The organism is Aquibium sp. ELW1220, assembly GCF_030398385.1.
Taxonomy (GTDB): domain Bacteria; phylum Pseudomonadota; class Alphaproteobacteria; order Rhizobiales; family Rhizobiaceae; genus Aquibium.
The window spans coordinates 72,107-85,365 of record NZ_JAOAOQ010000016.1 but is presented as its reverse complement, the minus strand read 5'-3'; the positions used below and the strand labels follow the sequence as shown (position 1 = coordinate 85,365).

The 13,259-nt window shown below is 68.8% G+C and carries 10 protein-coding genes; 9 read left to right on the top strand and 1 reads right to left on the bottom strand.

Translation table 11 applies throughout. The features are described 5' to 3' along the window. Positions 1-150 precede the first annotated feature (150 nt). The 9 genes from N1F91_RS15870 to N1F91_RS15830 all read left to right on the top strand — a co-directional run bounded on the left by N1F91_RS15870 (position 151) and on the right by N1F91_RS15830 (position 11,614). Positions 151-963 (top strand): ATP-binding cassette domain-containing protein, encoded by an 813-nt coding sequence (locus tag N1F91_RS15870; RefSeq protein ID WP_289993753.1) that lies wholly within the window; start codon positions 151-153, stop codon positions 961-963. Further along, positions 950-1,447, top strand: coding sequence for a GAF domain-containing protein (locus tag N1F91_RS15865; protein WP_289993751.1), 498 nt, complete (start codon positions 950-952; stop codon positions 1,445-1,447). Before N1F91_RS15870 ends, N1F91_RS15865 begins: the two co-directional genes overlap by 14 nt. A gap of 2 nt (positions 1,448-1,449) precedes the next feature. Next, positions 1,450-3,519 (top strand): hydantoinase/oxoprolinase family protein, encoded by a 2,070-nt coding sequence (locus N1F91_RS15860; RefSeq protein WP_289993750.1) that lies wholly within the window; start codon positions 1,450-1,452, stop codon positions 3,517-3,519. 218 nt (positions 3,520-3,737) lie between these two features. Further along, complete coding sequence (locus N1F91_RS15855; RefSeq protein WP_289993749.1) at positions 3,738-5,402, top strand: hydantoinase B/oxoprolinase family protein; 1,665 nt, start codon at positions 3,738-3,740, stop codon at positions 5,400-5,402. Between the two features lie 154 nt (positions 5,403-5,556). After that, positions 5,557-6,654 carry an aminopeptidase P family protein gene (locus tag N1F91_RS15850; protein WP_289993747.1) on the top strand — a complete coding sequence of 366 codons (1,098 nt, stop codon included), beginning with the start codon at positions 5,557-5,559 and terminating at the stop codon, positions 6,652-6,654. Between the two features lie 258 nt (positions 6,655-6,912). Then, on the top strand, positions 6,913-8,490 hold the full coding sequence (locus N1F91_RS15845; protein ID WP_289993745.1) for a hydantoinase B/oxoprolinase family protein: 1,578 nt from the start codon (positions 6,913-6,915) through the stop codon (positions 8,488-8,490). 278 nt (positions 8,491-8,768) lie between these two features. Continuing rightward, a complete protein-coding gene (locus N1F91_RS15840) occupies positions 8,769-9,167 on the top strand; it encodes a hypothetical protein (protein ID WP_289993744.1) in 399 nt (132 codons plus the stop codon). A 375-nt stretch (positions 9,168-9,542) separates the two neighbouring features. Continuing rightward, entirely contained in the window at positions 9,543-10,898 is a 1,356-nt protein-coding gene (locus N1F91_RS15835) for a Ppx/GppA phosphatase family protein (protein ID WP_289993743.1), read from the top strand. After that, positions 10,895-11,614 (top strand): RlmE family RNA methyltransferase, encoded by a 720-nt coding sequence (locus N1F91_RS15830; protein WP_289993742.1) that lies wholly within the window; start codon positions 10,895-10,897, stop codon positions 11,612-11,614. The genes N1F91_RS15835 and N1F91_RS15830 overlap by 4 nt, the downstream gene beginning before the upstream one ends. A gap of 2 nt (positions 11,615-11,616) precedes the next feature. Here the strand turns inward: N1F91_RS15830 and N1F91_RS15825 are convergent, their stop codons facing one another. Next, the gene (locus tag N1F91_RS15825; RefSeq protein ID WP_289993741.1) at positions 11,617-13,032 is read right to left on the bottom strand and encodes an MFS transporter; all 1,416 of its coding nucleotides are present in this window, start codon (positions 13,030-13,032) and stop codon (positions 11,617-11,619) included. Positions 13,033-13,259: the final 227 nt, after the last annotated feature.

Genomic DNA, 13,259 nt, shown 5'->3' with positions numbered 1-13,259 from the left:
GGCCTGCCGGCCCTCTCCCCCACGAGGGGGGAGATCAAGCTCGCCGCCGACGCGCGTGATCTCCCCCCTCGTGGGGGAGAGGGCCGGCAGGCCAGAGGGGGGCGCGACAGAACGCGGCCTCACCGCCGAAGCCAAAAGCGGCCACCGCCAATGACCGCGCTGCTGTCCCTCGACCGCGTCTCCAAGACCTTCACCCAGGGCCGCCACGAAGTGCGAGCCGTCGACGACGTGTCCTTCGACGTGCGTCAGGGCGAATGCCTGGCGATCGTCGGCGAAAGCGGCTCGGGCAAGTCGACCATCGCCAACATGATCCTCGGCATCTACCCGCCGACCGCCGGCACCATCGCCTTCAAGGGCGAGATGCTGCCGGCCGCCCGCACGCTCGCCCATCGCCGCGCGATCCAGCTCGTCCAGCAGAACCCGCTCTCCTCGCTCAACCCGAAGCGAACGGTCGGCGCGTCACTGCGCCTGCCGCTCGACGTGCACGGGCTCGGGGAACGGTCCGCCCGCGCGGCCCGCGTCGGCGAACTCCTCGAAGAGGTCGGCCTGCCGGCGGATTATGCCTCCCGCGCCCCCGACGCGCTCTCGGGCGGCCAGCGCCAGCGGGTTGCCATCGCGCGTGCGCTGGCCTGCCAGTCCGATCTCGTCGTGCTCGACGAACCGACCTCCGCACTCGACGTGCTGGTGCAGGCACGCGTCCTCAAGCTGCTGAACGATCTGAGGAAAGACCGCGGGCTCACCTATGTCTTCATCACCCACGACCTGTCGGTCGTGCGCAACATCGCCGACCGCGTCGCCGTCTTCGAGCGCGGGCGGCTGGTCGAGCTGAACCCGACGGAGACGATCTTCTCCGACCCCCACCATCCCTACACGCGACGCCTGATCGGCGCCGTTCCGGTCGTCACCGCCGACGAGGTGCGGCTGCGCGACCGTCTCATGGAGAACGAAAATGAACGTGCCTGACTATACGCCCTTCCTCGAAGCCGCCGGCGGCGCCGGCCAGCCGCAGGCTGCCCTGGATGCGCTTTGCGCGCTCACCCAGCAGGTCGTCGGCGCAAAGCTCTTCACCGTCATGACCAGCGACCGGGCGCAGCGCGTCAATGCGCGCGTCTATTCCAACATGCCGGACGCCTATCCCGTCTCCGGCACCAAGCCTGCCAACGAGACCGACTGGTCGCGCCAGGTCATCGACGAGAAGAAGACCTTCGTCGCCAACGACATCGAGGCCATCGCCGAGGTCTTCGGCGACTGGGAGCAGATCCGTTCGCTCGGCTGCGAGAGCGTCATGAACGTGCCGATCCTGATCGATGGCGAGGTCGCCGGCACCATCAACTGCCTCGACGTCGCGGGATACTACACGCCGGAACGGGTGGCGGCGGCCGAGGCGCTGAAGCTGCCCGGCCTCGTCTGCCTGCTTCTCCTCCAGCGCATGAACAAGGGAGCCTGACCATGGGCGAGACCATCATCCGCGTCGCTACCGACGTCGGCGGCACCTTCACCGACCTCGTCTGCTTCGAGACCGACGTCGCCACCGGGGCGGCGCGCATCGTCACCGCCAAGTCCGACACCACGCCGCCGAATTTCGAGCAGGGCGTGCTCAACGTGCTCGCCAAGGCCGGCGTCGATCCGGCCTCGGTCGACTTCCTGGCGCATGGCACGACCGTCGTGATCAACGCGCTGACCGAGCGCAAGGGCGTCAAGGTCGGGCTCATCACCACCGAGGGTTTTCGCGACACGCTCGAGATCGCGCGCGGCAACCGGCCCGACTTCTTCAACCTGCACTACCAGAAGCCGAAGCCCTTCGTGCCGCGCTATCTGCGCCGCGAACTGCCCGGCCGCATTTCCTACAAGGGCGAAGAGCTGAAGCCGCTCGACCTGTCGGCCCTGCCGGGCATCGTCGCCGACTTCCAGGCCGACGGCGTCCAGGCGGTCGCCATCTCCTTCCTGCACTCCTATGCCGATCCCGCGCACGAGGAGGCCGCGATGGCCGAGTTGCGCCGGCTCTGGCCCGACGTCTCGGCGGTCGCCTCGCACCAGATCACCCGCGAATGGCGCGAATACGAGCGCACCAACACGGCCGTGCTCTCGGCCTACGTCCAGCCGATCGCCGAGCGCTATCTGTCGCGGCTTGCCGGCGGCCTGAAGGAGAAGGGGTTGAAGGGCAGCCCCTACATCATGCAGTCGAACTGCGGCGTCGACTCGCTCGACTCCGTTTCGAAGATCCCGATCACCATGGTCGAATCCGGCCCGGCCTCCGGCTTCTGGGGCGCGGCCGAACTCGGCAAGCTGATCGGCGAGCCCAACGTGCTGGCGCTCGACATCGGCGGCACCACGGCCAAGTGCTCGCTGATCGAGGACGGCGAGGTCAAGATCAAGACCGATTACTGGATCGAGCGCGACCGCACCTCGGCCGGCTATCCGATCATGGTGCCCGTCGTCGACCTGGTCGAGATCGGCAATGGCGGCGGCTCGATCGCCTGGGTCGACGATTTCGGCAAGCTTCACGTCGGCCCGCAGTCGGCCGGCGCCATGCCGGGTCCGGCGGCCTACGGGCGCGGCGGTACCAACGCCACCACCACCGACGCCAATCTCCGGCTCGGCCGCATCAACCGCGACTATTTCTGCGGCGGCGAGGTGGTGGCCGACATGGCGGCGGCGGAGACGGCGCTTGCGGGCGTGGCCGAAAAGCTCGGCGTCGACACCACGGAAGCGGCGCGCGGCATCATCCGCATCGCCAACAACAACATGGTCAACGCGCTGAAGCTCGTCTCGCTCAACCGCGGCCACGACCCGCGCGACTTCACGCTGGTGGCCTTCGGCGGCGGTGGCGCCATGCACGGCGTCGCGCTCGGGCAGGAACTCGGCGTGAAGAAGGTCGTGGTGCCGGCCGGCGCCTCGGTCTTCTCGGCCTGGGGCATGATGATGTCGGACCTGCGCCGCGACTATTTCGTCACCCGCCTCGCCGAGCTGGCGCCCGGCTCCGCCGCCGGCATCGAGGCGATCTTTACCGAGACGGAAGAGCGCGCCCGTGGGCAGTTCGCCGCCGAGGGCATCGCTGCCGACAAGGTGCGGATGCTGCGCTACGGCAAGTTCCGCTACCAGAACCAGGAGCACACCACCGAGGTGCTGATCGCCGAGGGCGCGATCACCGACGAACGCCTGGCCGAAATCCAGGCCGCCTTCCACGAGACCTATGAGCGCGAATACACCTACCGGCTCTCCGCGCCGGTGGAGATGGTGGGCATCCACCTCGTCGCCTCGGCCGAGGTCGGCAAGCTGACCATGGCGCAGCGCGAGGCCACCGGCACGCCGGCCGACGCCGCGCTCAAGGGCCACCGCGACGTCGACTACGCGCTCGAAGGCATCCACCGCGCGGCGATCTACGACGGCACGAAGCTCGAGCCCGGTATGGCCTTCGCAGGCCCCGCCATCGTCGAGGATCCCGGCACCACCGTCGTCATCCATCCCGGCAACCGGGTCGAGATCGACGGCTACGGCAACATCCACATTCATCTCTGATTTGGAGACGGCGATGCCCTACGTTGCCCCCCTCTGGCCTGCCGGCCATCTCCCCCACGAGGGGGGAGATCGTCCTGCCGCTTTCGCTCCGCGCTTCTTGCGAGGTCGGCGATTGGCGGCGGCGGCGATGACAGCCGATCTCCCCCCGCGTGGGGGAGATGGCCGGCAGGCCAGAGGGGGGCGCGAAGGAACGCCAGGCAACGCAAATGGAGCGCGCCATGACTAAGCTCGCCAACGACCCCATCACGCTCGAAATCATCCAGAACTCGCTGCAGGCCGCCGCCGACGAGATGTTCGCGGTCATGAAGAAGACCGCGATGAGCTCGATCATCTACGAGGTGCTCGACATGGGCACCGGCATCACCGACGCAAAGGGCGCGCTGGCCTCGTCGGGCGCGGGCATCCCGGCCTTCATCGGCGTGCTCGACAAGGCGGTGAAGGTGATCGTGGCCAAGTACGACAGGCCGGGCGACATCCAGCCCGGCGACGTCTTCGCCACCAACGACCCCTATTACGGCGGCGTCACGCATTTGAACGACATCGTCGTCGCCATGCCGGTGTTCGTGGGCGACACCATCATCGCCTGGACCACCAACATTGCCCACAATTCCGACGTCGGCGGCATGGCGCCCGGCTCGCTCACCGGCGAGGCGACCGAGATCTTCCAGGAGGGGCTGCGCCTGCCCGCCATCAAGATCATCTCGAAGGGCGAGCCGATCCGCTCCGTCATGGAGATCATCAAGGTCAATTCGCGCATGCCCGACGTGCTCGAAGGCGACGTCTGGGCCGCCATCGCCTCGGTGCGCATCGGGGCGAAGCGCCTCGTCGAGATCGCCGAGAAATACGGCACCGCCACCTTCCAGAACGCCATGGCCTCCTTCCTCGACTTCGGCGAGCAGGTGTCGCTGAAGGCGCTGAAGGATCTGCCCAAGGGCATTTTCGAGCTGTCGGAAGAGCAGGACGACGGCCGCATCTTCAACGTGAAGATCACCATCTCCGACGACGCCTTCGAGGTGGATCTCCTCGACAATCCCGACCAGTCGCCCAACCCGGTCAACACCAGCCGCGACGGCGTGATGGTCGCCGCGCAGATGATCTTCAAGTCGCTGACCGATCCCTATTCGCCCGCAAACGAGGGCTCGTTCCGGCCGATCCGGCTCCTCACCCGCGAGGGCTCCGTCTTCCACGCCAGGGAACCGGCGCCGATCGGCTTTTACTACGAGATCGAGCTGCGCGTGTATGACATCATGTGGCGGTGCCTCGCCCCGCATATGCCCGAGCGGCTGGCGTCGGGCCATTTCGCCTCGGTCTGCGGCACCTTCATCGGCGGCATCCATCCCGATACCGGGCGCCAGTACACCATCATCGAGCCGCAGCTCGGCGGCTGGGGTGCCTCGCGCGGCGGCGACGGCAATTCGGCGATCTTCTGCGGCTTCCACGGCGAGACCTACAACTGCCCGGCCGAGATCAACGAGGCGCGCAACGGGCTCTATGTCGACCGCATGGAGCTCAACGTCGCGCCGGGCGGCGAGGGGCGCTATCGCGGTGGTCGCGGCATCGTCATGGATTACCGCGTGCGCGCCGACAACGGCTTCCTCACCGCCGGCTACACCCGCTCGAAATTCCCGCCCTGGGCGCTCGACGGCGGCAACGAGGGCTCGCCCAACTATGTCGAGGTGATCCGCAAGGACGGGTCGCGCGAAACCTTCTCCTTCGTCTCGGGCCTCGTCACCCACACCGACGACGTCATCCGCGTCGTCACCGGCAATGGCGGCGGCATCGGCGACCCGAAGGAGCGCGACCGCTCAGCCGTCGCCGACGACATCCGCAACGGGCTGATCACACCGGACCTCGCCCGCGAAGTCTACGGCTTCACCGGCTAGCGCCAGCCAGCCGTCCGCCTTTGCGCGGAGGCCGGCGCGGGAGGCGGGGACGGAGGGGCATCCGTCTCCGCCTCCTTCCCGCAGCCACGCTCCCGGCAAGCGGTACGGTCACGGCCGCGCCGCACCGCACCACCGACAACCGCACGAGGACAGCATGACCCACCCCACCGCCGACCGTCTTTCGCGCCTGCGCGCATCCATGGCCGCCGAGGGCGTCGATCTCGTCGCCGTGGCACCCGGTTCGCACATGGACTGGCTGATCGGTTTCCACCCCCATCCCGACGAGCGGCCCTGCCTGCTCCTCGTCGGGTCGGCGCGCGAAGCCTTCCTGATGCCGGTGCTGAACGCGCAGGGCACGCGCGAATCCACCGACATCGCCTTCCACACCTGGAGCGACGAGACCGGCCCGGCCGAAGCGCTCGCCGCCGCGCTCGACGACATCGGCGCCGCGCAGGCCAGAAGCGTCGTGCTCGACGAGACCATGCGCGCCGACTTCGCGCTTCTCGTGCTCGGCGCGCTGCCGCAGGCCAGCCATGCCTTCACCGAGCGCACGCTCGGGCGTCTGCGGATGGTCAAGGACGAGCGCGAATTCGCCAGGCTGAAGATGAACGCCGCCATCGCCGACCGCGCCATGCAGACGGCGTTTGCCGCCATCAGGCCCGGCCTGACCGAGAAGCAGATCGCCCAGATCGTTCGCGACCACTTCGCCTCGGAGGGTGCGACGCCCGCCTTCTGGATCGTCGGCGCCGGCTCCAACGGCGCCTTTCCGCACCACCAGACCGGTGACCGGACACTCGCCGAGGGCGATGCCATCGTCATCGACATCGGCGGCCGCAAGGAAGGCTTCCCCTCCGACATCACCCGGATGGCCGTCGTCGGCGAACCGCCGGAAGGCTACGGCCAGATCCATTCGATCGTCGAGAAGGCCGTGCAGGCGGCGCTGAAGGCGTCGCGGCCGGGCGTGATGGCCAGGGAGGTCGACGCCGCCGCGCGGCGCGTCATCGCCGATGCCGGCTACGGCGAATACTTCGTCCATCGCACCGGCCATGGGCTTGGCATCGACGGCCACGAGCCGCCCTATGTCACGGCCACGTCGGAGACGGTGCTGGAGGAGGGCATGGTCTTCTCCATCGAACCCGGCATCTACATCCCCGGCCGCTTCGGCATCCGGCTGGAAGAAATCGTCATCCTGCGCGCCGACGGGCCTGAGATCCTGTCCACGCTGCCGCGCGACCTGTTCGTGGCGCGGTAGGGGCGGGCGTCGGTCGCGACGGGGCGTGAATCGTGGCGATCTATGGCGCCCCCCTCTGCCTGCCGGCATCTCCCCACACGGGGGGAGATCACGCGCGTCACCGCCTTCGGCAATCCCCGGACGTCGCATAAGAAGCGCCAAAGCCGAAGCTGCCGATCTCCCCCCGCGTGGGGGAGATGTCCGGCAGGACAGAGGGGGGCGCGACGGAGCGCTGCCCGAACAGAATTAATGACATGATCAGACCATGACGAGGCAGACATGACCACCAACTTCCCCACCACCGACCCCATCACCGCCTCCGTCATCCAGGCCTCGCTCATCGCCGCCGCCGACGAGATGTTCGCCGTGCTGCGCAAGACCGCCATGAGCCCGATCATCTACGAGGTGCTCGACGTCGGCACCGGCATCACCGATCCGGCGGGCGAACTCGTCTCGTCGGGCGCCGGCATCCCCACCTTCGTCGGCGTGCTCGACAAGGCGGTGCGCCGCATCGTCGAGATCCACGGCCCGGGCGGCATCCGCCCCGGCGACTGCTTCGTCACCAACGATCCCTATTTCGGCGGCGTCACGCATCTGAACGACGTCGTCATCGCCCTGCCGGTCTTTGCCGGCAGCCACCTCGTCGCCTGGGCAGCTTCCATCGCGCACTGGAACGACGTCGGCGGCAAGACGCCGGGCTCGATGGCGGTCGACGTGTCGGAGATCTTCCAGGAGGGCCTGCGCCTGCCGGCCGTCAGGCTGTTCGAGGACGGCGCGCCGATAACCTCCGTCTTCGACATCATCGCCGCCAACTCCCGCCTGCCGGATTTCGTCCAGGGCGATCTCTGGGCGCAGGTGGCGGCCGGCCGCAAGGCCGAGACCCGCATCCGCCAGCTCGTCGAGACCTACGGGTTCGAAGCCTGGCACGCCGCTCTCGCCTCGCTGTTCGAGGAAGGCGAGCGACGCGGCCGCGCCGGCCTCGCCACCCTGCCGCAGGGCACGTTCCACATCGAGGAGCGCCAGGACGACGGCGCGCTGTGGCATGCGTCGATCACCATCACGCGGGACCGCTTCACCGTCGATCTCACCGGCAACCCGAAGCAGCGCGCCGCGCCCTACAACACCAGCCGCGACGGCGCCGTCATCTCGGCGCAGATGATCTTCAAGGCGCTCACCGACCCGACGCTTTTTGCCAATTCCGGCTCGTTTCGCGCGCTGGAGGTGATCACCGAGCCCGGCACGATCTTCCACGCCACCGGCACCGCGCCGCACGGCTACTATTTCGAGACCCGCATCCGGCTGGCCGACATGCTGTGGCAGTGCATGGCGCGCGCCTTGCCCGAGCGGCTGCCGGCCGGCTCCTTCGCCTCGATCTGCGGCACGGTCATCGCCGGCAATCACCCCGACACCGCCCGCCGCTTCACCATGGTCGAGCCGCAGATGGGCGGCTGGGGCGCAACGTCGACGCGCGACGGGCTCGACGCGATGTACTCGGCCAACCACGGCGAGACCTTCAACTGCCCGGTCGAGATCTGCGAGGCGCGCTACGGCCTCGACGTCGCCTTCAAACGCCTCAACGACGGCGATGCGGGTGCCGGCCTGCATGCGGGCGGCAAGGGCCTGCAGACCCTCTACCGCCTGCGCGCGCCCGCCGTGCTCTCGGCCGGCTACAGCCGCGCGAAAGAGCCCGTCTGGGGGCTGGAGGGCGGCGCGTCCGGCGGCGTCAACGGCCTCTCCGTCCTCCACCCCGACGGCCGCCACGACCGCCTCACCTTCACCAGCGGCGTCAGGCTCGAACCCGGCGACGAACTGCTGATCGAAACCGCCAATGGCGGCGGCTGGGGCAGGGTGGCGTGAAAACACGGGGCCGATTCACTTAAGTCGGGGACGGCGACGAGTATGAACGAGGTGCACGAGAGCCCGATTTAAGTAGTATTACGTAAATCGGGTGGCCCCGCAGCGCCGACCGAAAGACTGCGATCCCGGATTAAGTAAACTGTCCCCGCATTTCCCTCGCCTGTTCGAGCCGGTTCTGCGACCTCCGGTCTCAACGAAATCAACCTCTTGACGAAAATCTATCCACGCTTTCTCCGCCGCGCCGATACTGCCGGCGTCAAAAACGGAGGACGAAGACCATGAGCTGTAGGGAGGAGGTGCTGGAAGAGATCCTGGCGCTGCTCGTCCTGCTCGCCGGTCTCGCCGACCGTGCCGCCGGCCGGTCGCTCGCGATCGCGCTCCCCATGCTCGCCGGCCTGGCACACGCCGAGTCGGTCGCGCGGAACTATCTCATCGGCCTGCCGGCCGGCGCGCCCGCCCTGATCTCCACCTCGCGCTCGGGTGATCGCGCCGAGAGGCTCGCCGCCGACTTCCGGATGCTAGCGCGGATACTGCGGGCCTATCTGGCACAGGCGAGGTGCCGGGCGCGGTTTGCCATACGCGACATCGCAGAGGAGGTCGGCTCGGCCCCCGCACCCCGCCGGCTCGTCCGGCAAGGACGTCCCGTGCCGGCGCCGGTCGCGCCCGACACGTCCTGACGATCGCTTGTACTGACGGTCCCGCATCGCGAGGACCACGATCCGCCCTGGTCCTGCCGCGCCGCCGCCCGCCTCCCCGCATCCCTTGCGGACGGAGGTCGCCCGCGCAGGAAATACGGGGACAGTTTACCGAATTCGAACTGGCAACGACTGCCGCAGGACGCGGAACACGGTGGAATTCGGTATATTGTCCTCGCATTTCCGGTCCATCCCGCGGTCGAACCGCGACGGATGCGCGCCGCTCCGTGCCTCCCGCCATCGCCTCGCCGCCAAACCATTTGGCGAATGGCCGGCCTGCTGTTACATTGGCTTCAACTCAAGATGATCGCGCCTGCAGCATCCGGGATGGAAGCGCGGCGCCGGAAGGATGAAAGCGTGAACGACCTCGAATTCGACGGGCAACCGTCGGGCGGCGAGGCTTCCCGCGGCGGACGGGCCAGGAAAAGGCGCGGTCGCCGCAGGACGGGGCAGAAGCAGGCGGCGCCGGTGCCGGGCGTTTCCGCTTCCCGTCCTGGAAAGCCCGAAACCCCGCAGCCGAATCTCCAGCAGAAGAAGAAGCGCAAGCGGCGGCGCGGCCGCAAGGTCTTCGCGCGCGACGGCGCAGACGGCGCCGTGGCAGCTCCGCTTGCCGTCGAGGCGCCGGCGAAAGCGCTGCCGGCGCAGCCGGTTCCCGGCAATGGGGGCGGCGCGACGCGCGGCGAGGCCGTCAGCGCCGAGATGCGCCCGCACGCCTATGCGGCGCTCGACCTCGGCACCAACAACTGCCGGCTGCTCGTCGCCGTTCCGACGCGGCCGGGCCAGTTCCGCGTCATCGACGCCTTCTCGCGCATCGTGCGGCTGGGCGAGGGGCTGTCGGGGTCCGGCCGGCTCGGCGATCAGGCGATGCACCGCGCCGTCGAGGCGCTGAAGCACTGCGCCGACAAGCTCGCCGGGCGCGAGATCCGCAAGGCGCGGCTGATCGCCACCGAAGCCTGCCGCTCGGCCGAGAACGGCGTGGAGTTCCTCGCCCGCGTCACGGAGGAGACGGGCCTCGTCCTTGAGATCATCGACCGCGAGACCGAGGCGCGGCTCGCGGTGTCGGGCTGCGGCTCGCTGGTCGAGCGCGACACCGACGGCGTGGTGCTGTTCGACATCGGCGGCGGCTCCTCCGAGATCGCGCTGATCGACATGTCCGCGCGGCGGACCGGGCGTCTTGCCGACCACATCGTCTCGTGGACGTCGCTGCCGGTTGGCGTCGTCTCCCTGTCGGAGCGTTTCGGCGGCCGCCACGTGACGCCGGAAATCTACGCCGCCATGGTCGAGGACGTCGCGCGCATGCTCGATGCCTTCGAAGGGCGCGAAAAACTCGGTGCGATCGCCCACAGCGACCGCTTCCACCTGCTCGGCACGTCGGGCACCGTGACCACGCTCGCCGGCATCCACCTCGACCTGCCGCGCTACGACCGGCGCCGGGTCGACGGGCTGTGGATGCAGTCGCGCGACATCGACCGGATGATCGAGAGGCTGGTCGGCTGGGAGTTCCACGAGCGCGTGGCCAATCCCTGCATCGGGCCGGACCGCGCCGATCTCGTGCTCGCCGGCTGCGCCATTCTCGAGGCGATCCGGCGGGTCTGGCCGTCGCAGCGCCTGCGCGTCGCCGACCGCGGCCTGCGCGAAGGCATCCTGGCCGAGCTCATGGCCGAAGACGGGGCATGGCGGCGCAGCCGCGAGCGGGAGCGGGCACGGACATGAAGAAACCCACCGGCGGCGCCGGGCCGCGCGCGCTCAAGACCCGCATCAAGAAGAAGAGCGGGCTGAAGAACTCGTCGCGCCGCTGGCTCGAACGGCACATGAACGATCCCTACGTCCACCGCTCCAAGGCGGAGGGCTTCCGCTCGCGCGCGGCCTTCAAGCTGATCGAGATCGACGACCGCTACAAGATCCTGAAGCCGGGCACGAAGGTGATCGACCTCGGGGCCGCGCCCGGCGGCTGGAGCCAGGTGGCGGCCAAGCGCATCGGCTCCAACAACGAGGCGCCGACGGTCGTCGCCATCGACTATCTCCACATGGACGCCATCCCCGGCGTCGCGTTTCTGAAGCTCGATTTCCTGGAGCCCGACGCGCCGGAGCGGCTGGTGGCGATGCTCGGCGGCGCGCCGGACGTCGTCATCTCGGACATGGCCGCGCCCACCACCGGCCATCGCCGCACCGACCACATCCGCACCATGTACCTGTGCGAGGTGGCGGCCGATTTTGCCGTCAGCGTGCTGAAGCCCGGCGGACATTTCCTCGCCAAGACCTTCCAGGGCGGCGCCGAGAACACGGTCCTCGACATGCTCAAGAAGAACTTCACCTCGGTCCATCACGTCAAGCCGCCGGCCTCGCGCACCGAATCCGTGGAGCTCTACCTGTTTGCGAAGGGGTTCAAGGGCCGGGCCGAGGAGCCGGTCCAACCGGCCGACGAATAAGTCTATTTCGGCGGCAGGACCTGGCTTCGCGCATTGTCGCCGCCGATCCGGTGTCCCGAGACGGAGGCGCCCGCGTCGGGCGGCAGCCGAAGGAAAGGCAGCGCCGCCGTCGCGGTGACGATCGCCACCGTGACGAAGGCGACCGCGAAAGCGTCGACGTCGAGCCCGCTGCCGGTCGCCACCGTCACGCCCTCGAGGATGCCGCCGGCCAGCGCCACGCCGAGCGCGATCGAGATCTGCTGGAACACCGACGCGATGGCCGTCGCCTGTCCGGCGCGCTCGTCGCCGATGTCGGCGAAGATGAGCGCGTTGGCCGAGGTGAAGAACAGCGACCGCATGAAGCCGCCCGCGATCAGCGTGGCGATGATCGCCCAGGCCGGCGTCTGCGGCGTGAAGACGGCGGCGAGCCCGATCGACAGCGCGCCGAAGACCGCGGCGCCCATCAGCACGCGGCGGAAGCCGCCGCGGCGCAGCGCGGTCGTGGCGAGGAACTTCATCCCGATCGCGCCGAAGGCGGACGAGAAGGTGAGCATGCCCGATTCGAAGGGCGTCATGCCGAAGCCGAGCTGGAACATCAGCGGCAGCAGGAAGGGCGTCGCGCCGGCCCCGATCCTGAACAGCGTGCCGCCGACGATCGCCGCGCTGAAGATCCGGTTCGAGAACAGGCTGAGGTCGAGAAGCGGCCGCACCGTGCGGCGGGCGTGGCGGACATAGGCGAACCCGGCGGCGATACCGGCCAGCAGCGTGGCCAGTCCGACGACCGGCGGCAGGGCCGGCAGGCTGACCACCGACAGGCCGAAGACGATGCCGGAGGCGGCGGCGGCCGACAGGGCGAAGCCCTTGACGTCGATGCGCCCCGGCTGCCCGCGCTCCAGCTCCGGCAGGAACAGCCAGGCCGCCGCGATGCCGAGGATGCCGATCGGAACGTTGATGAGGAAGATCCAGTGCCAGCTCAGGAAGGTCGTGAAGAAACCGCCGACGGGCGGGCCGACCAGCGGGCCGAGCAGGCCGGGGATCGTCAGCCAGGCCATGGCCGAGACGAGGTTCTGCCGCGGCGTCGCCCGCACCAGGAGGAGCCGCGCGACCGGCGTCATCATCGAGCCGCCCATCCCCTGCAGGAAACGCGCCATCACGAAGGCTTCGAGCGAACCGGCCGTCGCGCAGGCGATCGACCCGATGACGAACACGCCGATGGCGGTGCAGAACAGGCGCTTGGCGCCGAAGCGGTCGGCCATCCAGGCGCTGATCGGGATGAAGATCGCCAGCGAGACGAGGTAGGCCGTCAGGGCGAGCTTCAGAGCGATCGGATTGGTGCCGATGTCGGTGGCGATCGCCGGCAGCGACGTCGCGATGACGGTCGAATCCATCTGCTCCATGAAGAGCGCGACCGCGAGGACGAGCGGGATGGTCCGGTTCAACTCTCGATCCAATTCATCTTGTCTTCGAGGGCGTTAGCATGCGGCGCGCTGGATTGTCCCCGTCCTTTCCGATCTGTCCCACAATGAAATCGGCAGTGGACCGCTCGGCTGCGGGGCCGGAGGGCGCAACCGGGACGGAGCGGCGCAAATCGCCCGAGACATGCAGAACCGCCTTCCCATTGTCACGGACGCATGGTACCAGCCAGCGCCATTCCCAACGGGAAACT